We start from the raw sequence: 20641 nt of genomic DNA on the forward strand, positions 1-20641 counted from the left end.
GCAAGGATTGGATAAGAGATGAAATTTTGCATAACCGGAGGAGGAACAGGCGGGCACTTGATGATTGCAGAAGCTCTGGTAGAAGCAGCGGTGCAGGAGGGGCACGAAGCGATATTTATAGGCTCAACTAGTGGACAAGATAGAAAATATTTTGAGAGTCACAGCACCTTTAGCCATGTCTATTTCCTAAACACAATGGGCGTAGTAAATCAAAAGGGGCTAAAGAAGCTAAGGGCACTTTGGCTAATTCTACAAGCCTTCTTCCAATCAAGAAAAATTTTAAAACAGCATAGAATACAAGCAGTTTATAGTGTAGGCGGTTTTTCGGCAGCTCCTGCATCATTTGCTGCAATAAGCCGTTTTATCCCCCTTTTTATACATGAACAAAATGCGGTTGCGGGGAGATTAAACTCACTACTAAAACCGCTATCAAAAAGATTTATATCCGCTTATGATGCAAACTCTCCAATCGGCAGCTATCCCGTAAAAGAGGAATTTTTTAAGAGTGCTAGAGTAAGAGAAAATATTAAGACGATTATTTTTCTAGGTGGCTCACAAGGGGCAAAAGCAATAAACGACCTAGCTCTTAGCGTGGCAAAAGAGCTTAAAGCCCGAGATATAAAAATTATTCACCAAGCAGGCGAGAGAGATTATGAGCGAGTTAAAAAAGAGTATGAGGAGCTAGGAGTAGATGCTGAGGTGTACGCATTTACAAAAGAGATGCCCTCTTTGATGAAAAAAGCAGATTTAGCGGTTAGTCGTTCGGGGGCTAGTACGCTTTGGGAGTTGTGTGCAAACGCCTTGCCTGCATTTTTTATACCGTTTCCGCATGCCGCATCTGATCATCAATACCATAATGCTAAGTTTATAGTAGATAATGAGATGGGCTGGTGTGAGAGGGAGAGCAAAGATTTAAAAGCTAAGCTGCTTTTGCTTTTAGATGAAAACCTACAAGACAAAAGCAGAGCTCTTCAAGAGCACTCAAGCAAGGATGTTGCAAAGATGATGATTTTAGACGCATATAAGGCAGTAAATGATTAAGGAGCTAGCAGGAGATTTAGTCGAACTTATTTTTGAGTGGGGATATTTAGGGATATTTTTACTAATGACTATAGAGAGCTCTTTTGTACCGTTTCCGAGTGAGATTATTCTTATTCCGGCAGGCTATTTGGCATCAAAAGGGGAGATGAGCATCACAATGATAATGATAAGCGCACTTGGCGGCTCAATGAGTGGGGCTTACATTAACTACTATCTTGCTCTTCTTCTGGGTAGAAAAATTCTTAGCAGATATGGGAAATATTTTTTTATAAAAGAGGATGCCCTTTATAAGATGGATAGCTACTTTGAAAAACATGGACATATATCTACTTTTATAGGAAGATTGGTACCGGGAATTCGTCAACTCATCTCAATTCCTGCCGGATTGTCTCACATGAACCTTGGAATTTTTTCTCTATATACTGCACTTGGAGCCGGTATATGGGCATTTATACTTGTAATGCTAGGCTATTTTATAGGCGAAAATCAAGAGCTAATTGAGAGTTACTTAAAGCAGATAACTATAACTGTTTTAGTTGTCTTAATTTTATTGGCTTCGTGGTATATTTACTATCAGAAAACAAAGAGGGTTAGCTAAATGGAGAGTAATTTAGGATATATGTTTGAAGCTGGTTTTTTCGGAACACGTGCCCCTATCTTTATGGATATTGTGACACTCATCGTCTCGCTTTTGCCATTTTTAGTAGCAGTTGCAATCACTTTTGCTAGAAATAAGCACTACACTCTACACTCATATGTGCAGATTATTATATTTGCTTTCTCCGTTATAATTCTCTCATATTTTGAGTATGGAGTAAGAGTCGGTGGTGGTTTTGCAGGATTTATGAAGGAGAGCGGAGTCTCTTATGATTATGCTCTTGGAGTGCTTGTCGCTCATATAATTATCTCAGTTATAACTATAATTTTATGGGTAACTGCAATCTTTAGAGCCAAAAAACTGCTACAATTAGGTTTACATAGAAAGGTGGGTTTGGCGACATTTGCGGGTGTTGTTTTAACATCGGTAACGGGAATATGGGTCTACTTTTTAATGTTTGTATATTAAGGAGCTAAAGATGAAATGCACAGTTGGTTTAAGAATTTGGCACTGGCTAAATGCCATAGTTGTTTTAGGTTTACTAGGAACTTTCTTTTTGCGAAAAACATTTCTCTCTTGGAGGACAAACTCTGAGATTTTAATGACTAAGCTCTCAGAAATTGATATAGAAATAACGTCCAAACAGGCAGAAATGCTTGCAAAGGCTGTTCGTGCAGGCATGTGGGAGTGGCATATCATATTAGGGTATGCGCTTGCGTTTTTAATGCTTTATAGAATTTATCTATTTTTTACAGATACAAGTGAAAAAGTAGATTTTAGTTCTTTAGATATGCACCATAAAGCAGTTAAAATATCTTATTATTTTATATATGCGGTACTGCTGTTTATGACCGTTAGTGGTTTAACAATACACTTTCACCAAGAATTAGGCATGAGTAAAGATTTTGCAGGAACTATTAAAGATATACATGAAAATGTTGCTTATGTGGTTGCAGTTTTTGTTCCTCTGCATATTGTAGGTACATTTGTTGCAGATGCAACAGATGAAAAAGGTCTTGTATCAACCATGATACATGGAAAAAAAATAATTTATAAAGTAGAGGAAAATATAGTAAATGATAAAGATTGATGAAAAAGCACCGGATTTTTGTCTGCCAAATCAGGATGATGTGGAGATATGTCTAAGAGATTTAAAGGGCAAATGGATAGTTCTATATTTCTATCCAAAAGATAACACTCCAGGGTGTACGACGGAGGCGTGCGACTTTAGTGAAGCTGCACCAGATTTTAGCACTCTAAATGCCGTGATACTTGGTGTTAGTGCAGACTCTACAGCAAAACACCGTAATTTTATAGAGAAAAAAGATTTAACTATTACACTGCTTAGTGATGAGAGCAAAGGTATGCTTGAAGAGTATGGAGTTTGGAGCCTAAAGAAAAACTACGGTAAGGAGTATATGGGAATTGTCCGCTCAACTCTTATTATAAATCCTGAGGGCACTATAAAAGCATTATGGAAAAATGTAAGAGTAAAAGGTCATGTACAAGGAGTAAAAGAGAAGTTACAAGAGCTTCAAGGCGAGTAGCCTTGAAGTTAGATTAATATCTGTAGCGAATATAGAGACGGATGTCTTGTGCTTTGTCTACAACACTTGCTCCTTGACCTGCAGCGATTGCTTCGCTCATAGTCATAGGTGTTCCTGAAGTATTTCCAAAGAAGCCGTTGCTTCCGCTATATTTATAGTCTATGTATGTATAACGAAGCTGCATAGATAAGATATCATCAACTAAATACTCAGTAAAGTAGACCTCATAAGCGTCACCGCGAGTTGCAACTTTAGAGCCTATGTTTGTATCTTCTCCATAAGTCATACTTCTCCAATATTTGCTTCCATGGTTATACTCTACACCCCACTTTCCATACTCGGAGATTAGTGAAGGAAATTGTGTTCCAATCCAAAAAGATGTACCTGTCTTGCTCTCTCCATCATTTGAACCTAACATTCCCTGATCAGCTCTTGGGTCAGTCTTTGATACTGCAAAACTTGCAAATATTGTAGTGTAGTCTAAAAATTCACTCCATCCATCGCCAACTCCCTCGGCAGATGCATAAATAACTCCACTATGCATGCCGCCTACGGTATCAAAGCCTTTCGTATAATCACTAGGATCTTTAGTGTCTATTAAGTTGCTTGCATAGTAGTACATACTAGAAATCTTATACTGTCTATCATCATAAGGTGTAAAAATAAATCCAACAAGATCTATATCAGAGTTTGCTCCATCTACGTCGGCATATGGAGCATTTGCAAACTTAGGCTCTGCCTCACTCATGCCTCTACCGACACATAATTTTACAGAAGTTCCATACTCTTTATTTAGCGTAAATTGAGAACTAAGCCCGTCAAACTCTACATTTATACCGTGTCCTATAGGTGAAGAAGCTATATCATCATCTCTTAGATTTACTAGTGCACCGTTAGTTGATGGGCGGCGACCTATACTAAACGTCCATGGAATATCAAGACCGAAAAACTCTTGGTCTTGCCATAAAAAGTATGCACTACGTACTCTTATCGTATCATCATAAGCGTTTTCATTTGCAATCCAGTCAAACGCCTCAAGAGATGTGTTTGTAGAATCTGATGAACGCTCTCCAAAAGCTTTATTGTATGCAAGTTGACCCATAAAACTAAGATTGTTTGTAGCTTTATAACCCATATCTATCCAGAGTCTGTTTGTCATAAAAGCGTCATTCTCTACTCTACTTCCATCGGCCATCTCATAACTCATGTTCTCTATTGCGAATCTATAATCAACTTGAAACTTTAGATGTGAACCTGATGTGTTTCTGTTTAACTCAGCAATGCTCTCTTCAATATCAAAGAGTCTATCCTCAGTAGAAGGTATATACTCACCATCTTCATAACTCTCATCTTCTGCTTCATCGGCAGTAGCAACTGCTTCTGAACTCTCTTCATCTTCCTCAGGAGAAGCAACTCCCTCTACCTCTTCATCGTCAGTAGCTTTTTTTGCAGATTTTAACTCGGCAATCTCTTGCTTGAGCTTATTCATCTCTCGCTCCATAGCTTCAAAGCGCTCATACATAGTCTCTGCACTCAGATTTGTTCCAAGTAGCACGGCAGTAGCTAAAGATAGTAGTAGTGGCTTGTTCATTCTTATCCCTTATTTAAAGCAAAAATAATGCTTTTGTTATTATTTTATCACTAGTACTATAGCGAGAATAGATAAAAAAAATTTTAAATTGTGATAATTTTATATAAAAAAATCTAATATCTATTAAGAGTGTTACTAAGTAAATAAGATAAATGTTTAAAAAGCTTACATTAAACATTTTTTTAGTATAATTCGCGGATTTTTCTTTTGCTATTGTGCTCATGAAAATATTAACAGGTATGTGTCAAAAATCAGTGCAACTCCTTTTTTAGGGAATAATTGTTCGACATTGCCAAAGCTAACTGATAAAATTCTGGCTGAAAAAAGCCTTTAAAGGACCTTATAATGGTAACTATGAAAGACCTACTAGAGTGTGGTGTACACTTTGGACACCAAACACGTCGTTGGAACCCGAAAATGAAAAAATATATCTTCGGTGTTCGTAAAAATATCTATATTATAGATTTACAAAAAACCCTTCGTTACTTCCGCAACACTTATCAAATTGTTGTTGATGCTGCAGCAGAGGGGCAAACTGTTCTTTTTGTCGGAACGAAAAAACAGGCTCGCCAATCAGTAAGAGATGCAGCTATTGCTTGTGGAATGCCATATGTTGACAATAGATGGTTAGGCGGTATGCTTACTAACTTCCCTACTATTCAAAAAAGTATTCGTAAACTTGATGTTATTACAGAGATGCAAGAGAATGGTCAAATTGACCTTTTAACGAAAAAAGAGGCACTTATGCTTACTCGCCAAAAAGAGAAGCTTGAATCATATTTTGGCGGTATTCGTGATATGAAAAAACTTCCAGATATGCTTTTTATCGTAGATGCTGTTAAAGAGCATATTGCTGTTTTAGAAGCTAGATGTTTAGGTATTCCTATTGTTGCTCCACTTGATACAAACTGCGATCCTGATCTTATCACTTATCCAATTCCGGGTAATGATGATGCTATCCGTTCTATTCAACTATTTTGTCGTGAAATGACAGAAGCTATTAACGAGGGTAAAGCTCTAAGAGATGGTGGAAAAGTTGAAGTTGAAGAAGAGCTTGCAGCAGAGGAGTCTGTTGCAGCTGAAGAGAGCAAAGCACCTGAGGCAAAAGATTTAGAAAAAGAGGAAGCGTAATTATGTCAGTTACAGCAGCAATGGTAAAGGAGTTGCGTCAAGCAACTGATGCACCTATGATGGATTGTAAAAAAGCTTTAGTTGAGTGTGATGCAGATATGCAAAAAGCAACTGAGTGGCTAAAAGAGAGAGGTATAGCTCAATCAGCTAAAAAGGCTGATAGAGTTGCAGCTGAAGGTCTTGTCGGCTTCAAGCTTGCTAATGACTTCTCTCAAGCTACAATAGTTGAAATTAACTCTGAGACGGATTTTGTTGCTCAAAATGAGGGCTTTCAAAATCTAGTTCTTAAAACTACAGAAGAGGTTTATACCACTTCTCCTGCTGATGTAGAGAGCTTAAAAGCGACATCTTTTGGTTCATACTTCTCAGAGACGGTTGCAAAAATCGGTGAGAAGATAGATATTCGCCGTTTTGCAACTTTAAAAGCTGATGATGAGACTGTAGCCTTAAATGGTTATATCCACTCAAACAACCGTATTGCGGTAATTGTTTTAGCAAAGTGTGATAGCAAAAAAACAGCACAAGGTATGATACCTGTACTTAAAAATGTCGCTATGCATGCATCTGCTATGAAACCGACTACGCTATCGTATAAAGATTTTGACGCTGATTTTGTAGAGGCTGAGACAATCGGTAGAATTGAGAGTATCAAAAAGGAAAACGAGGAACTTACTCGTCTTAAAAAACCTCTTAAAAATATACCTCAATATATCTCAATGTGTCAATTAACAGATGCTGTTTTAGCACAAGCTGAGGCTGATATCAAAGAAACTCTAAAAGCTCAAGGCAAGCCTGAGAAGATTTGGGATAAAATTATTCCCGGTTCACTTGCTCGTTTTATAGAGGATAATACTACTCTAGATAAAGAGCTTGCACTACTAGATCAAACTTATGTTCTAGATGACAAAATGACAGTTGCTCAGGCTGTTGAAGCAGAAGCTAAAAAACTTGGCGGCAGTGCTGAAATCGTAGACTTCGTTCGTTTTGAAGTTGGCGAAGGTATTGAGAAAAAAGTAGATGACTTTGCTTCAGAAGTCGCTGCTCAAATGAGTTAAGGATATCTCCTTAGCTCCCCCAGTATAAACAGTAATCAAAACCTCAATATAATCAACTATACAAATCAAAAATGATATAATTTTTTCAAATAACCATTAAGGGTACATTTTGAATAAAAATAAAATTATTGTTATTGGCGGAGGCTATGGTGGACTTCGGACGGTTGAGAAACTAGCAAAAAATACTCAAAATGAGATAATACTTTTTGATAAAAATCCATACCACTTTATGCAAACAGATGTTTATGACTTAATAGCAAATGAAGAAGATTTTGCACAAGTCACAGTAGATCTTTTTACCTTTTGTAGTGGTTTTGACAATAACGTAACTTTTCTAAAACAAGAGGTTAATAACATTGATTTTGTAAATAAAAAAGTAATAACGCAAATAAATAGGTATAGCTATGACTATCTTGTTATTGCAGTAGGCTCTCGTACGAGATATATGCCTAATATTATCGGACTACGTGAGTATGCTTATGGTGTAAAAGCTCTACATCGTGCTATGTACTTTAAACAAAAATTTGAGATGTCACTCTTTAATAGAGTTCAAGAGAGTGGAACAAGCTGTAGCCCGATAAACATTGTTGTTGCAGGCGGTGGACTGAGCGGTGTTGAGATAGCTGCCCAGATGGCGTCGTTTTCCAAAGAGTTTTATCGTAAAAATAATTTCATATGCAGAAAGCTAAATATTGTACTTGTAAATGCCTCTGAGCATGTCTTAAGAGGTATTGATAAAGTATTGGTTGAGAAGACGGATAAAAGATTAAAAGAGCTTGAGATAGTTATTAAAAACAACAGCAAGGTAGTTGAAGTAACAAAAGAGAGCGTAAAGCTGGATTGCGGTGAGACGATGCCTATGGATTTTATGATATTCGCCGGTGGAATTGAACCGAATGCCCTAGTTTATAATCTCTTGCTTGATAAAAACGAAAAAGGCTATATTGTTACAAATAACTATCTTCAAACAGAAAAATATTATAATGTTTTTGCAATAGGTGACTGCACCACTATTTATAACAACAATGAGATTGTTGCACCAACAGCTGATACTGCAGAACAGATGGCAGAGGTGTGTGTTAAAAATATAAACAATCTGATAAACTCAAAACCGCTAGTAGCGCATAAAATAAAATCAAGAGGTATATTAATAGCGCTGGGAAGCGGTTACGCCGCATCTAAGATTTTTGGAATTCGTTTTAGCGGTTATTTGGCATACGGTATGAAAAAATTGGTTGAGAGAGTTTACGCCAAAAGATTGGATAATCGCTCTCACAAAGGGTGCAAAAAGATATTTTGCGATTAAATTTGCTATAATCCTCTTATGAATTTACTATCTGCAAAAAAATTATCACACAGTTTTGATTATGAGTTATTCTCTGATATATCTATAGAGTTAGAGGAGAGAGAGTCGATTGCAATAATCGGCATTAGCGGTAGCGGAAAATCAACACTTTTACATATTTTATCAACACTTCTAAAGCCACAAAGTGGAGAAGTCTCCATCTTTGGCGAAGATGTGTCGCGCATGAGCAAAAAAAAGTTGTCGCAAATAAAAAGGGATAAACTTGGGCTTGTATTTCAATCACACTATCTCTTCAAGGGTTTTAGCTCTTTAGAGAACCTTGAGATTGCAGCAATTCTCTCTAAGCAAAACATTGATAAAGATCTTTTAAAAAGATTAAAAATCGATCAGGTTATAAATCAGAAGGTAACAGAGCTCTCAGGCGGACAGCAGCAGAGAGTCTCAATTGCTAGAGTATTGACAAAAAAACCTAAGATACTATTTGTTGATGAACCTACAGGCAATTTAGATAAACTTACCGCAAATGAAGTGATGGAGATATTTTTTGAGTATATAAAAGAGCATAGAGCCGGTATGGTTTTAGTAACACATGATGAAGAGCTTGCCTATAAATGCAGCAAGGTTTATAAGTTAATAGATAAAGAGCTTGTAAAAGTTAACTAATATTCATAGGGGAATTAACAATGAGTTGGCCTGAAATCTTTACAGATGCCTATATAGTCGGCTTTATACTTCTCTTTTTTAGATTTGGTGCACTTTTTATGGCTGTGCCGATTTTCTCTCACAACAGTATTCCAATGAGTATAAAAGCTACGCTGGCATTTTTCTTTACAATCGTTTTTTACTCCTCTATGCCGCCGCTTGAGATACCGATAACAGTATCAAGCATTACATTGGCTATTTTAAGTGAGCTTTTTTTTGGCTTAGCAATTGGACTGGTTCTTCAGATATCATTTAATGTCATAACATTTGCAGGGGGTCAAATATCGTTTATGATGGGTTTCTCAATGGCAAGTGCGATCGATCCGCAAACTGGTGTTTCAATGCCGATCATCTCGCAGTTTTTGTCTCTTATTGCACTGATGGTGCTTTTTGCCATAGATATGCACCACTGGATGCTACTTTTTATTGACAGCTCTCTTGGGCGTATCCCTCTTGGCGGTTTTTTGATGAGCGAGAATCTTTTTAACTATATAATTACGGCAACATCAAATATGTTTATGGTCGGATTTATGATTGCATTTCCTATTATTGCCCTTGCATGGTTGGCTGATGTTATCTTTGGGATGCTCATGAAGACAATGCCGCAGTTTAATCTTTTAGTTATAGGTTTTCCAATAAAAATAATGGTTTCTTTCGTTGTTTTGATAGCAACACTAGGGGCAAGCATGTTGATTTTAAAGAGAGAAATGCTAGAGGCTTTTAACTTTTTAGGGACGTTTTTTTAGTTTTTTTTGATACAATAATGTAAAAAGAGCCTCCAAAGGGAACCTGTAATGAGAATTTTACTTTTAAATAATAATCCAGTTGTTGATAAACTAGTAACCTTAAGCGTACAAAAAACTTCAGATGAGCTAGATAAAGCAGAAAATCCCCAAGAGATAACATCTACTTCTTATGACCTTTTAATTGTTGATGATGGAGTCTATAGTGATAGCATGTTAGAAGAGATAAAGGCTAAAATAAAATTTGATAAATCGCTATATATTTGTGCGAAAGATGCAAAGGCCGTAGACGGCTTTAGTGAGACTATGCAGAAACCTTTTTTACCAACTGACTTAGTTGATAAACTTATCTCCCTGACAAAAGAGATGGATGTTACTCCTGATGAGAAACCACAAGAGAACCAAGAGGTTGAAGAGGATTTTGAAATTGATGAAATCGAGGATTTAGATGAGCTTGAAGGGATAGAGAGCTTGGAAGATTTTGGGGAGACTGAAGAGTTAGAGAGCTTGGAAGACCTTGGAGAGATAGAAGAGATAGAGGATTTGGAGGAAGTAGCGCAAAATACAGAAGAGCTTCAAGAGAGTGAAGATATGGAACTCATAGAGGAGTTAAATGATGATGAGTCAGAAGATGAGATTGAAGGTTTTGAGGAACTAGAAGATTTCAATTTAGATGAAAAAGAGCAAGAAAGTAGTGAGCTAGAGGCTTTAGAGCTAGAAGATGAGACGCAAGAGGGTGTTTTGGATAAAGAGGAGCTTCAAGAGGTACAGAATCTTTTAGAGGAGACAGAGTCACAGGATGATGAGGTTGAGTTTGATGATGAGGATTTAGAGTTTGACGAAGATAAACTAGAGGAGTTAGAATCCCAAGATTTAGAGGATGAGGAGCTTGAACTCGAAGAGATTGCTGAGGAGATAAAGGAGCTAGAGCCTAAAGAGGAGAGTCTTGATCTTGAAGAGACAGAGTCTCAAGAGCTTGAAGATGAAGAGCTAGAACTCGAAGAGATAGCAGATGAGATGCAGGAGATAGAGTCTAAAGAAGATGAATTGGAGGATTTAGAATCTGAAGATTTTGAAGATGAAGAGCTAGAACTCGAAGAGATAGCAGATGAGACGCAGGAGACAGAGTCCAAAGAGCTTGAAGATGAAGAGCTAGAGCCTGAAGAAGATGATGAGCTAGACTCTGAAGATTTTGAAGATGAAGAGTTTGATCAGAGTAAGTTAGAGTCACAAATACATGAAGCTGTCCAAGAGTTAAGCAATGAAGATTTAGAGAGTGAAATAGATGATGATTTACTCTCCGGTATCGATTCCATAAGTAGCAAGGAGTTAAAACTTGCTATCGGTGAAGAAGTTGATGAAGATATTTTAAAAGAGCCGGAAGTAGAGGAGTTATCAACTAAAGAAGAAGATAGTACAAATGATGGAGTCGAAGCTCTCAAGAAGCTCTTAAAGGCACTTTCAAATGAGGATGTAGCAGCTTCACTCAAAGGGATGAAAATAAGCATAAACATAACTTTAGGTGATAAATAGTGAATCATAGATCAGGTGCAATCTTAGTCCTCTCAGGTCCAAGTGGAGCCGGAAAGAGCTCTTTGCTAAACGAGATAATAGGGGATATCGGGGAGTGTTATTTCTCAATCTCAACTACAACGCGCCCTCCTAGAGAAGGTGAAATAGATGGAGTACACTACCACTTTGTAGATGAGGCAGAGTTTAAAAAAGATATAGAAGACGAGTTATTCTTAGAGTATGCAATTGTTCACGGCAACTACTACGGAACATCTATAAAACCTGTAAAAGAGGCTTTAAAAAAAGGTAAGCTAGTTATATTTGATATAGATGTTCAGGGAAACACTACCATTATAAATAGACTTGGGGATATCACAACTTCTGTTTTTATATCCCCTCCGACACTTTCAGAGTTAAAAAAGCGGCTTCAAACACGTTCTACAGACTCTAAAGAGGTTATTGAGCGTCGTATAGATATGGCAAAAAGAGAGATACAAAGAATTAGCGAGTATGATTTTCTTGTTGTAAATGACAACTTCGCTGAAGCAGCAGAAGTCTTAAAAATAATAGCAAATGCGGCAAGAGTTAAAATTCCGGCAAACGAGATAAATGATTTTGCTAGAAAATGGGAAGATATATAAAAATAAGCTCATAATATAGTTATGATAAGAGAAGTTACAGCAAATTTAGTTATAATTTCGGACTTAAATTATATAAGGAATAAAAATGGGAATGCCTGGCGGACAAGAACTGTTAATAATTTTAGCAATTGTAGTTTTACTTTTTGGTGCAAAGAAGATACCTGAATTAGCAAAAGGACTTGGTAAAGGAATCAAGAACTTTAAAGCTGAGATGAAAAATGATGATGAAGAGATAAAAACTGCATCAACAGAGGCTCCTAAAAAAGTAGAATCTGAAAAAGAGAGTACTGAAAAAGAGACACCAAAAACTACAGAGCAAGCGTAACTCTTGAAACAACGAGTATCGGCGCTTTTGCGCGAAAAGTTTGGTCGTGAAGTTGTTTTAGAGAAGCCTCGTGACCGCTCTTTTGGTCATTTTGCTACACCTATTGCTTTCTCAATGGCAAAGGAGCTTAGAGAGTCTCCTATGAAAATAGCCGAGGAGCTGGCCTCCTCCTTTAGTGAATCTGATTTTTTTAGTAGTGTTGACTCCGTAAAAGGGTATCTCAATTTTCGTCTTAGTGAGAACTTCTTAAGCGAATATGGGGCATGGGCACTAGAAAATCCAGATCAATTTGCCAAACAAGAAAAAAATGAGAAAATTCTTTTGGAGTTTGTAAGTGCGAATCCAACAGGACCGCTTCATATCGGTCATGCAAGAGGTGCAGTTTATGGAGATACTCTCTATAGATTGGCAAAGCATTTAGGGTATGACATAACTGCTGAGTACTATGTCAATGATGCAGGCAATCAGATAGATTTGCTAGGATTATCTATTCAGCTCTATGGGCGTGAGAATATACTCAAAGAGAGTGTCGAGTACCCCCAAAGTTACTATAGAGGTGATTATTTAGCACCGTTGGCACAGGATGCTGTAGATAAATTTGGCAAAGAGATATTAAGTGATGAGTCTCGTCAAAAAGAGCTAGCACTCTGGGCAAAAGATGGTGTCATGGAGATTATCAAAAAAGATTTAGCAGATACGAATATCTTCTTTGATACTTTTGTTTACGAGTCCTCTCTTTATGAAGATTGGGATAGAGTTATGGCAAAGATGGGCGACGGTATCTATAAAAAAGAGGATAAGGTCTTTATAGCATCAAGTCAAAAAGGTGATGATTCAGACAGGGTTGTTGTTCGTGAAGATGGTCGTCCAACATACCTCGCCGGCGACATAGTCTACCATAATCAAAAGTTTGAACGCGGATATGAAAACTATATAAATATCTGGGGAGCAGATCATCATGGATATATCGCAAGAGTAAAAGCTGCGGTCGAATTTTTAGGCTATGAGAGCTCTAAACTTGAGATACTCCTCTCTCAAATGGTAAGTCTTTTAAAAGATGGGGAGCCTTACAAAATGAGTAAGCGTGCCGGAAATGTAATACTTATGAGTGATATAGTCAAGGAGATAGGCTCAGATGCTCTTAGGTTTATCTTTGCTTCAAAGAAAAGCGATACCGCTTTAGAGTTTGATCTCTCAGAGTTTAAAAAGCAGGATAGCTCAAACCCTATTTTTTATATTCAATACGCACATGCAAGAATAAAAACAATTATCTCAAAGAGTGATTTAAGCGAAGATGATATTATGGCAGCAACCCTTAAAAATTTAGGTGAAAATGCAGACAACCTTCTTTTTGATGCACTGCTTCTGCCTGAAATAATCGAAGATGCGTTTAGTTCAAGACAGGTTCAAAAGCTCCCCGAGTATCTAAAGTCACTTGCTTCATCACTTCATAAGTTCTATTACGATTGTAGAATTATCGGGACAGAGAATGAGGCGAAACTCTTAAAACTTTTAATGATAGTCGGATTGTCTTTAAAGACAGGACTCTCTTTGATGGGCATAGAAGCAAAAGATTACATGACAAAAGAGGATGATTAGAGTTTAAGAGCAGGGTATAACTTTAAAACCTGCTCTAGTTCTTTTTTTGTTGTTTGTATTAAAATAGGATTTTTAGCTTTCTCTAGCCACTCTATTATCTTCTTTAAATCTTCTATTTTCATAGAAGTACATCCGGCTGTAGGCTCATTTTGAGATTTTTCTACATGTATAAATATGCAAGAGCCTCTCTGTTTAAGCTGCTCCTTATTATGTTCTACTACTACTCCTAGTTTATATTGAGAATCTTCTCTTCTCATCTCTTCAAAACTTTTTGGCAGATTTTTTGGTTTTTTAATGATTTGGTTATAGAATTTAGAATCTGAGTCATCAACGCAGATAAGCTCTTTTGTAGCGTGTATGTAAGGCATTTTAATTTTTAAATCTTTTTCATAGCCAAATACTGCACTTAGATTAAATATACCAATAGGCGCTCTTTTATCACCTTCATGTTTTAAGGGTTCTTTATCGGTATGAAAAAGCTCAACTTCTCCAACTCCAAACCCAAGACCTCCTCTGCCTACATTAACCAAAAACGGGTCAAAAACCTCTGCTCCATCTTCAAAACTATAGAGCTTTGCTTTAGTAGAATTATAGTCATCTGCAATGACGATAATTATTTGTTCGCCCGCAAATACAAACATTTGAGAAATTATAATAATTAAGAAACTTTTTACCATAAAGTATGTTACTATTACTAAAATATGAAGCAGGTTAATTATTTAGAAATGGAAAAATTTTTATGGGTATAAATATAAGAAAAGCCACAAGTGATGATGCGCCGTTCTTAGCGCAGATGATTCTACAAAGCACTAGGGCAGACAAAAAAATCGGAATTTATGATTTGATATTTAAAACAAGCAAGACAAGCGAGGTTTTAGGTTATTTAGAAAAATTAATAAATACAAAAGCAAAATCAAATTCTCACTATAGTAACTTTTTAATCGCGGAGATAGACGGCAAAAGTGTAGGTTCTCTTTGTAGTTACGAGCCAAGGATAGCTACAAGAGAGGTTTTTTTGGAGGCTCTTAGCGAGATTGGTATTGACGCCGAAGAGAGTGAGTATCTCGGTCTTATGGATATTTGCGGATTTCCTTTAAATACTAGAACATTGATTTTTGACTATATGGAGGAGCTAGAGGGCTTTATGGATGTCGGTATCTTAAAAGCACTTATGCACAAAAGTCTTCTTACCGCAAGGCTGAAGGGCTATCGTATAGCTCAGACAATAGTTGAAATAGGTTCTCTTGAGACTCTTTTATACTATAAAAAACTTGGATTTAAAGAGGTTAAACAAAAAGAGTGCGAGCCATATAAAGAGATTTTTGGCAGACCCGGTTTGGTACTCCTCTCAATAGAGTTTTGATTGGCATAACATAGAACTCTCCGCCCTCTCCACTCTTCCATCTCTGCTTGCAATAGCGTTAGCTTTATACACAAGAAATGTGATGTTGTCGCTTTTTGGCGGAATAGTGCTTGGCTCATTTATACTAAATGATTTTTCACTTCTTTCATCACTTGAAAATATATTTTCTCTCTTTGTCTCTTTACTCTCTGAAGCTTGGATACTAAAAACATTGGCTTTTGCAATTTTAGTTGGAAGCATAATGGCATTAATTGAAAAATCAGGCGGAATAGAGGGGTTTGTAGATTTTATGCAGCATAAAACAGGGTTGGTAAAATCAGGACGCTCCGCTTTGATATTAAGCTACATTATAGGGATTTTTATCTTTATAGAATCAACTATTACCTCCCTAATCGCCGGTGCAGTCGGAAAGCCTTTTTGTTATAAATACAGAGTTCCAAGTGCAAAGCTAGCCTTTGTCTGCGATTCAACCGCAGCTCCCGTTAGCTCACTTATTATTATAAATGGATGGGGTGCACTTCTTTTAGGGCTAATTACTACACAAATATCATTGGGTGTCTTAAACCTTGATGCACTAGATCTTCTTTTGGAGAGTATTTTATATAATTTTTATGCAATGGCGGCTCTTGTGGTAACTTTTGTGGCTATATGGTTTAATATCGACATAGGTGCCATGAAAAGGGCAAAGCATAAGCCTAAAAATGAAGAGGTACTTAGTAGTGAGAGTACAACTATGTTTTATATGCTTTTGCCGATTATTTTAATGGTCTTATCTGTTTTTATGTTTTTATATATAACCGGAGATGGAGATATTTTAAGAGGAAGCGGATCTAGTTCTATTTTTTACACGATGCTCTTTACACTTGTTTTTACACTTTTTTACTTTGTCGGTACAAAAAATATGACTCTATCTGTGTGGAGTAAAACTGCCTATAAAGGGGCATTAAAACTTCTGCCAATAGCATTAATACTGCTTTTTGCTTTTGGTATTGGAGAGATTACTACAGAGCTTAAAACAGGGCACTTTTTAGCTTCACTAGTAAGTGAAAATTTAAGCCTCTCTTTTTTAGCGGCTGTGATTTTTATAATAGCTTCGCTTATCTCTTTATCAACTGGAACAAGCTGGGGGACGTTTAGCATCATGATTCCCATCGCCATACCAATGGCACTCTCCATGGATGCAAATATCGCTCTTTGCATAGGCGCGGCAATCTCTGGAGGTGTCTTTGGAGATCACTGCTCACCTATATCAGACACTACAATTATATCTGCAATGGCAACTGATTGTGATCTGGTAGAGCACACAAATACGCAACTCCCGTATGCGCTTATAGGTTGGGGAGTAGCATTTGTGCTGTTTGTTTTTTTTGGGTTAATTTCCTAAAGCCGTATTAATAGAGTAACGCATATCATCATCAAGATTTTCCATACCGCTTAGCATCCACCTAAGATATGCTGCGTCACTATGGGCTACTTCGGCAAGAGTTTTGCCTTTGTACTTTCCAAAACTAAATGATTTAATAAGTATTGGAGTTAGAGTTAAGTCAACCATCTTATCAACCGGATTATCATCTGGAAAGTGTGATATAACAGCCTCTTTTAGCTTGCTTAAAAATAGTTTTAAAACTAATACATCTCCGATTGCATCATGAGCTTTTATAGTTACGCCTAATTCATCAGCCTCTTTTTGCTCTAGCATGTATAGACCCATTTTGTAGCGAAAGTATTGAAGTCTGTGTGCCTCTTCGTCAGGGAACATATGCTTGGCTACTCTTAGTGTGTCTATGACCCTCATCTGGGTTTTAAAACCCTCTTTTTCAAGCATACCTATATCAAAAGGAGCGTTATGGATTATAAGATAGTTCTCATCTGTGTTTAGCTCTTGGAGTCTTTTATATGATGTGCTCTCAATGAGTGCAGGCTTATCTTTTATCATAGCTGGAGTGATTCCATGAACCTCCATTGCCCCGAAGCTTATAGGTACGCTTGAGCTAAAAAACTCATTTTGAACTTCTATATCTTTGCCGCCTAAAACAATAAAACCCAACTGGATAACTCTGTCTAGCTCACCCGTTCCGGTTGTTTCCGTATCTAAAATAACATATTTTTTTGCCAAATTTTCACCTTTTAGTTTTATGCCTAAAAAAAGGCTTGTGTCCAAGTTTTAAAAAAGAAATGAGTCTAACATATATTCGCTTTGAGCATGAAGATACTCGGGACTAAGCTCTATTTTTATTGTATGTTCCCCAATTTTGTAACTGCAAAATTGGACAAATTTAAGCTGAATCATATCGCCGTTATACTCAAAATTTCTAATAGCTAGAGGCTCATTTAACTCCTCTAAGAGATTTTGAATATCTTTTATAGAGTCTTTGCACGGATGCAAGTTTAGTAGTTTAAAAATATTTTGAATTTTAATCTCTAAGAAGAGCTCCTCGCCCATTGCAGTATAAGTATTGTATATACCGCGAGCCAAGGTTAGAGCATTTTTGCTCATAGGTTCTGCTAATAGAGTCTGTTTTACAATCTCTTTTTTATTCATAGCTACTATATTATATCTATAAGCATTAAAAGCATATAAAAGCTATAATAGAGTTAAATTTTTTGAGGCTTATTATAATGTATAAATTGTTTTTACTTACCTTGTCTGCATCTTTGTCTCTTTGGGCAGTAGAGATAAAGCAGACGCCGATAGAGTTTTTTGACAAAAGGGTAGAACTCACAAAAGAGTATATAAAAGAGCACTATAATTTAGAGGTAAAAGATATAAATATAGTTCCTAAAATCATAGTTATCCACCATACTGCGATAGATGATTTTGATGATTCACTCTCTCGTTTTATAGCACAAACTCTGCCAACCGATAGACCGGATATAAAAAGCGGCGGGGTTCTAAATGTCTCTGCACACTTTATGGTTGAGCGTGATGGGACCATTCACCAGCTAATGCCGCTAGAGTTTATGGCACGACATGTCATAGGGCTAAACTACAACTCCATAGGCATAGAGAATGTCGGCGGGCAAAACTCTAAAGACAACTTAACAAAAGAGCAGCTAAAGGCTAATATAGAGCTTGTGAACTACCTAAAAAAGAAATTTCCCTCCATAGAGTATATGATAGGGCATTATGAGTACAGATGTTTTGAAGGTAGCTCTTTGTGGCTTGAGGTTGATGATGGGTATAGAACAAAAAAGGATGACCCCTCAACTAGATTTATGAGAGAACTTAGAGACTCCGTAGAAGATTTAAAAACTGTACCTTGTAAGAAGATAGATGATTAGCTCACCCCTTTTTTATCTCTTTACTTTAGCACTCTTGGCTGCTGTTATCGCTCTTTTTGAGCAAAAAAGCAGGCTAAAGCTTTTTAAGTATGTTCCCTCTTTTGTATTTATATATATAGTTAGTATGTTTTTGGCTTCAATGGGTGTTTTTGAGCAAAATGAAGCAATTGATGCCATATACAAAAACACAAAACAGAACCTGCTTCCCGCCATGCTTTTTTTGATGCTTCTGCAGGTTGATATCAGGGATTTTTTCAAACTAGGGAAATCTCTTCTTATTGCGTATGCATTGGCGCTCTTCTCTTTTGCTTTTGCCTTTATAGCTATATCTTTAATTTTTGACTTTAACAAAGAGATGGCGTCTGCTTTTGGAGCACTAAGCGGGAGCTGGATGGGCGGAGTGGCAAATATGGTAGCGGTCGGCTCAGCTCTGAATGTCTCACAAGAGGCATTTGGATACGCACTAATAGTTGATAGCGCAAACTACACCGTGTGGATAATGTTTTTGCTTTTTTTAACTCCGTTTGCTCATAAGTTCAACAACTTTACCTCCTCACATGAGCAGATGGCAAAACTCGGCTTAATCGGTTGTGCATGCACCATAGGAGCAAAGAGATATTGGTTTTTAATTCTTTTGGCAATTGTTGTCGCATTTGGAGTTAATCTTATAGCTTCAAGCGGATTTGTACTTTTAAACTATACGACGACAACAGTTATTTTAGCAACTGTGCTTGGAATTTTAGGCTCATTTACAAGACTAAAGAGTATAAACGGTTCAAGCGAAGTATCCACTACAATGCTTTACATGCTAATAGCGTTAATCGGCTCAAACGCGTTGTTTGAGAACTTTAGCGGAGTAGGTTTGTATGTTTTTGCAGGGTTTTGTATATTGGTTATTCATGCGCTTATAATGGTAATAGGAGCTAAGATATTTAAGCTTGATCTCTTTAGCATTGCAATAGCCTCACTCTCAAACATAGGCGGCGTGGCTTCGGCATCAATACTCGCGGCAACATATAACAAAGCTCTTGTAGGTGTCGGTGTATTAATGGCGATAATGGGCTATATAGTAGGAACTTTCGGCGGTTTGGCAATTGGAAATATTTTAGTTTGGATGGCAAAATGAAAATAAGAAAAATTATAACAGAAGTAAAACATATACCTCTTAAGACTCCTTTTAGAACAGCTCTTCGAGAGAGTTCGCATGTGGAGTTTGTACGAGTTCATGTTGAAGATGAAAACGGATACGTGGGCATCGGTGAAGCGCCGGCTACAAAGGCAGTAACGGGGGAGGATATAGAGATTATCCTCGAGTCAATCAAGAGTGTAAAAGAGCAGTTTATAAACCTTGCATGTAAAGAAGCTTTAGAATTTTTGCACTCTTCGTGTAAGATAGGCCTAAGTGCAAAAGCCGCACTTGACATGGCGTTTATATCTCTGCATGTAAAAGAGACAAATCAAACTCTATCTAGCTATTTTGGCATAAAAAATCTAACCCCCATAAAAACAGATGTTACTATAAGCCTAAACTCTGCAGATATGATGCTACAAGATGCCAAAAAAGCGTATAAAGAGGGCAGATATATACTCAAAGTAAAAGTCGGCAGCGATGTTTTGCATGCTGTAGATATTGTGAGGCGCATAGCAAAAGAGCTGCCCTCATGTGAGATTTTAGTAGATGCAAATCAGGCTTGGGATTTTGAGGGCACGCTTCTGTTTATAAAAAATATGCTTGACGTAAAGATTGAGCTGATTGAACAGCCCGTGATTGCAACGGATTTAGATGCCCTAAAGAAGATTACACACTTCTCAAGCATTCCAATACTCGCAGATGAAGCAGTTTTTAGCCTAAAAGACGCTAAAGAAGTCATGGAGTCACAGAGTGCAAATATGATAAATATCAAGCTTATGAAGTGTGGCGGAGTAACAAAAGCCATAGAGATTTTGGAGTATGCAAGACAAAACAGGATTATATGTATGTTAGGCTCAATGCTTGAGGGTCCCTACTCTATAAATATAGCTCTCTATCTTGCCTTTGCTTATAGAGATGTTGTAAAGCATGTGGATTTAGATAGCCCTTTGCTTTACAAAGAGCCATCAAGTGAGCTGGATTTTATCTTTAGCGGGTGTGAGATTTTATTTAAAAATTGATATTTTGCACTTTTTGTAAAAAATTGCAAAATCCCTATAAATCTCGAAAAATTT

General features: G+C 37.0%; 23 protein-coding genes. 19 read left to right on the forward strand and 4 right to left on the reverse strand.

All coding sequences use genetic code 11. The features are described from left to right. Window positions 1–18: 18 nt before the first annotated feature. The 5 genes from murG to M0Q20_RS05720 are packed head-to-tail and all read left to right on the forward strand — an operon-like array spanning window position 19 to window position 3186. Window positions 19–1041, forward strand: coding sequence for an undecaprenyldiphospho-muramoylpentapeptide beta-N-acetylglucosaminyltransferase (murG, locus tag M0Q20_RS05700; protein WP_295059208.1), 1023 nt, complete (start codon window positions 19–21; stop codon window positions 1039–1041). Beyond that, window positions 1034–1639, forward strand: a complete 606-nt coding sequence (locus M0Q20_RS05705; protein ID WP_295059209.1) for a DedA family protein — start codon at window positions 1034–1036, stop codon at window positions 1637–1639. The genes murG and M0Q20_RS05705 overlap by 8 nt, the downstream gene beginning before the upstream one ends. Beyond that, complete coding sequence (locus tag M0Q20_RS05710) at window positions 1640–2107, forward strand: DUF420 domain-containing protein (protein WP_295059210.1); 468 nt, start codon at window positions 1640–1642, stop codon at window positions 2105–2107. Window positions 2108–2117: 10 nt separating this feature from the next. Further along, the gene (locus M0Q20_RS05715) at window positions 2118–2729 is read left to right on the forward strand and encodes a cytochrome b/b6 domain-containing protein (RefSeq protein WP_295059211.1); all 612 of its coding nucleotides are present in this window, start codon (window positions 2118–2120) and stop codon (window positions 2727–2729) included. Next, window positions 2716–3186, forward strand: coding sequence for a peroxiredoxin (locus M0Q20_RS05720; protein WP_295059212.1), 471 nt, complete (start codon window positions 2716–2718; stop codon window positions 3184–3186). Before M0Q20_RS05715 ends, M0Q20_RS05720 begins: the two co-directional genes overlap by 14 nt. Window positions 3187–3199: 13 nt before the next feature. Here the strand turns inward: M0Q20_RS05720 and M0Q20_RS05725 are convergent, their stop codons facing one another. Continuing rightward, a complete protein-coding gene (locus M0Q20_RS05725) occupies window positions 3200–4777 on the reverse strand; it encodes a DUF3373 family protein (protein ID WP_295059213.1) in 1578 nt (525 codons plus the stop codon). Window positions 4778–5122: 345 nt separating this feature from the next. On the opposite strand from M0Q20_RS05725, the gene rpsB reads away from it, so the two are divergent. The 9 genes from rpsB (at window position 5123) to argS (ending at window position 13791) form a co-directional block, all read left to right on the forward strand. After that, a complete protein-coding gene (gene rpsB / locus M0Q20_RS05730; RefSeq protein WP_295059214.1) occupies window positions 5123–5908 on the forward strand; it encodes a 30S ribosomal protein S2 in 786 nt (261 codons plus the stop codon). A gap of 2 nt (window positions 5909–5910) precedes the next feature. After that, window positions 5911–6963, forward strand: coding sequence for a translation elongation factor Ts (tsf, locus tag M0Q20_RS05735; RefSeq protein WP_295059215.1), 1053 nt, complete (start codon window positions 5911–5913; stop codon window positions 6961–6963). A gap of 109 nt (window positions 6964–7072) precedes the next feature. Next, complete coding sequence (locus M0Q20_RS05740) at window positions 7073–8269, forward strand: FAD-dependent oxidoreductase (RefSeq protein WP_295059216.1); 1197 nt, start codon at window positions 7073–7075, stop codon at window positions 8267–8269. Window positions 8270–8287: 18 nt separating this feature from the next. Next, window positions 8288–8932 carry an ABC transporter ATP-binding protein gene (locus tag M0Q20_RS05745; RefSeq protein WP_295059217.1) on the forward strand — a complete coding sequence of 215 codons (645 nt, stop codon included), beginning with the start codon at window positions 8288–8290 and terminating at the stop codon, window positions 8930–8932. A 20-nt stretch (window positions 8933–8952) separates the two neighbouring features. Beyond that, the gene (gene fliR, locus M0Q20_RS05750; protein ID WP_295059218.1) at window positions 8953–9717 is read left to right on the forward strand and encodes a flagellar biosynthetic protein FliR; all 765 of its coding nucleotides are present in this window, start codon (window positions 8953–8955) and stop codon (window positions 9715–9717) included. A 48-nt stretch (window positions 9718–9765) separates the two neighbouring features. Then, window positions 9766–11247 (forward strand): hypothetical protein, encoded by a 1482-nt coding sequence (locus M0Q20_RS05755; RefSeq protein ID WP_295059219.1) that lies wholly within the window; start codon window positions 9766–9768, stop codon window positions 11245–11247. Continuing rightward, on the forward strand, window positions 11247–11867 hold the full coding sequence (gene gmk / locus M0Q20_RS05760; RefSeq protein ID WP_295059220.1) for a guanylate kinase: 621 nt from the start codon (window positions 11247–11249) through the stop codon (window positions 11865–11867). Before M0Q20_RS05755 ends, gmk begins: the two co-directional genes overlap by 1 nt. 85 nt (window positions 11868–11952) lie before the next feature. Continuing rightward, window positions 11953–12192 carry a twin-arginine translocase TatA/TatE family subunit gene (locus M0Q20_RS05765; protein WP_295059221.1) on the forward strand — a complete coding sequence of 80 codons (240 nt, stop codon included), beginning with the start codon at window positions 11953–11955 and terminating at the stop codon, window positions 12190–12192. Between the two features lie 3 nt (window positions 12193–12195). Continuing rightward, complete coding sequence (gene argS, locus M0Q20_RS05770; protein ID WP_295059222.1) at window positions 12196–13791, forward strand: arginine--tRNA ligase; 1596 nt, start codon at window positions 12196–12198, stop codon at window positions 13789–13791. On the opposite strand, the gene M0Q20_RS05775 is transcribed toward argS, so the two are convergent. After that, the gene (locus tag M0Q20_RS05775; RefSeq protein WP_295059223.1) at window positions 13788–14468 is read right to left on the reverse strand and encodes a L,D-transpeptidase family protein; all 681 of its coding nucleotides are present in this window, start codon (window positions 14466–14468) and stop codon (window positions 13788–13790) included. The two genes, argS and M0Q20_RS05775, sit on opposite strands and share 4 nt — an antisense overlap. A 62-nt stretch (window positions 14469–14530) precedes the next feature. Here M0Q20_RS05775 and M0Q20_RS05780 point away from each other — a divergent pair, with 62 nt between their 5' ends. Together M0Q20_RS05780 and M0Q20_RS05785 are read left to right on the forward strand one after the other, a co-directional pair. Continuing rightward, window positions 14531–15154, forward strand: a complete 624-nt coding sequence (locus M0Q20_RS05780) for an acyl-CoA acyltransferase (protein ID WP_295059224.1) — start codon at window positions 14531–14533, stop codon at window positions 15152–15154. Window positions 15155–15236: 82 nt separating this feature from the next. Continuing rightward, entirely contained in the window at window positions 15237–16538 is a 1302-nt protein-coding gene (locus M0Q20_RS05785; RefSeq protein ID WP_295059225.1) for a Na+/H+ antiporter NhaC family protein, read from the forward strand. Here M0Q20_RS05785 and M0Q20_RS05790 read toward each other — a convergent pair. Continuing rightward, window positions 16527–17270 carry an exonuclease domain-containing protein gene (locus tag M0Q20_RS05790; protein ID WP_295059226.1) on the reverse strand — a complete coding sequence of 248 codons (744 nt, stop codon included), beginning with the start codon at window positions 17268–17270 and terminating at the stop codon, window positions 16527–16529. The two genes, M0Q20_RS05785 and M0Q20_RS05790, sit on opposite strands and share 12 nt — an antisense overlap. A 48-nt stretch (window positions 17271–17318) precedes the next feature. Further along, entirely contained in the window at window positions 17319–17696 is a 378-nt protein-coding gene (locus M0Q20_RS05795) for a hypothetical protein (protein WP_295059227.1), read from the reverse strand. Between the two features lie 77 nt (window positions 17697–17773). On the opposite strand from M0Q20_RS05795, the gene M0Q20_RS05800 reads away from it, so the two are divergent. Genes M0Q20_RS05800 through M0Q20_RS05810 form a run of 3 tightly spaced genes read left to right on the forward strand, consistent with a single transcriptional unit; the run spans window position 17774 to window position 20587 of the window. Then, on the forward strand, window positions 17774–18436 hold the full coding sequence (locus tag M0Q20_RS05800) for a peptidoglycan recognition family protein (RefSeq protein ID WP_295059228.1): 663 nt from the start codon (window positions 17774–17776) through the stop codon (window positions 18434–18436). Next, window positions 18429–19562 carry a DUF819 family protein gene (locus tag M0Q20_RS05805; protein WP_295059229.1) on the forward strand — a complete coding sequence of 378 codons (1134 nt, stop codon included), beginning with the start codon at window positions 18429–18431 and terminating at the stop codon, window positions 19560–19562. Before M0Q20_RS05800 ends, M0Q20_RS05805 begins: the two co-directional genes overlap by 8 nt. Next, on the forward strand, window positions 19559–20587 hold the full coding sequence (locus M0Q20_RS05810) for a dipeptide epimerase (RefSeq protein ID WP_295059230.1): 1029 nt from the start codon (window positions 19559–19561) through the stop codon (window positions 20585–20587). Before M0Q20_RS05805 ends, M0Q20_RS05810 begins: the two co-directional genes overlap by 4 nt. Window positions 20588–20641: the final 54 nt, after the last annotated feature.

The sequence above is a fragment of the Sulfurimonas sp. genome (assembly GCF_023229025.1).
GTDB lineage: Bacteria > Campylobacterota > Campylobacteria > Campylobacterales > Sulfurimonadaceae > Sulfurimonas.

What these genes read in the sequence shown, in the direction of transcription:
- murG (WP_295059208.1), top strand. Translation starts at nt 19, where the DNA reads ATGAAATTTTGCATAACCGGAGGAGGAACAGGCGGGCACTTGATGATT.
- M0Q20_RS05705 (WP_295059209.1), top strand. Translation starts at nt 1,034, where the DNA reads ATGATTAAGGAGCTAGCAGGAGATTTAGTCGAACTTATTTTTGAGTGG.
- M0Q20_RS05710 (WP_295059210.1), top strand. Translation starts at nt 1,640, where the DNA reads ATGGAGAGTAATTTAGGATATATGTTTGAAGCTGGTTTTTTCGGAACA.
- M0Q20_RS05715 (WP_295059211.1), top strand. Translation starts at nt 2,118, where the DNA reads ATGAAATGCACAGTTGGTTTAAGAATTTGGCACTGGCTAAATGCCATA.
- M0Q20_RS05720 (WP_295059212.1), top strand. Translation starts at nt 2,716, where the DNA reads ATGATAAAGATTGATGAAAAAGCACCGGATTTTTGTCTGCCAAATCAG.
- M0Q20_RS05725 (WP_295059213.1), bottom strand. Translation starts at nt 4,777, where the DNA reads ATGAACAAGCCACTACTACTATCTTTAGCTACTGCCGTGCTACTTGGA.
- rpsB (WP_295059214.1), top strand. Translation starts at nt 5,123, where the DNA reads ATGGTAACTATGAAAGACCTACTAGAGTGTGGTGTACACTTTGGACAC.
- tsf (WP_295059215.1), top strand. Translation starts at nt 5,911, where the DNA reads ATGTCAGTTACAGCAGCAATGGTAAAGGAGTTGCGTCAAGCAACTGAT.
- M0Q20_RS05745 (WP_295059217.1), top strand. Translation starts at nt 8,288, where the DNA reads ATGAATTTACTATCTGCAAAAAAATTATCACACAGTTTTGATTATGAG.
- fliR (WP_295059218.1), top strand. Translation starts at nt 8,953, where the DNA reads ATGAGTTGGCCTGAAATCTTTACAGATGCCTATATAGTCGGCTTTATA.
- M0Q20_RS05755 (WP_295059219.1), top strand. Translation starts at nt 9,766, where the DNA reads ATGAGAATTTTACTTTTAAATAATAATCCAGTTGTTGATAAACTAGTA.
- M0Q20_RS05765 (WP_295059221.1), top strand. Translation starts at nt 11,953, where the DNA reads ATGGGAATGCCTGGCGGACAAGAACTGTTAATAATTTTAGCAATTGTA.
- M0Q20_RS05775 (WP_295059223.1), bottom strand. Translation starts at nt 14,468, where the DNA reads ATGGTAAAAAGTTTCTTAATTATTATAATTTCTCAAATGTTTGTATTT.
- M0Q20_RS05780 (WP_295059224.1), top strand. Translation starts at nt 14,531, where the DNA reads ATGGGTATAAATATAAGAAAAGCCACAAGTGATGATGCGCCGTTCTTA.
- M0Q20_RS05785 (WP_295059225.1), top strand. Translation starts at nt 15,237, where the DNA reads ATGTTGTCGCTTTTTGGCGGAATAGTGCTTGGCTCATTTATACTAAAT.
- M0Q20_RS05795 (WP_295059227.1), bottom strand. Translation starts at nt 17,696, where the DNA reads ATGAATAAAAAAGAGATTGTAAAACAGACTCTATTAGCAGAACCTATG.
- M0Q20_RS05800 (WP_295059228.1), top strand. Translation starts at nt 17,774, where the DNA reads ATGTATAAATTGTTTTTACTTACCTTGTCTGCATCTTTGTCTCTTTGG.
- M0Q20_RS05805 (WP_295059229.1), top strand. Translation starts at nt 18,429, where the DNA reads ATGATTAGCTCACCCCTTTTTTATCTCTTTACTTTAGCACTCTTGGCT.
- M0Q20_RS05810 (WP_295059230.1), top strand. Translation starts at nt 19,559, where the DNA reads ATGAAAATAAGAAAAATTATAACAGAAGTAAAACATATACCTCTTAAG.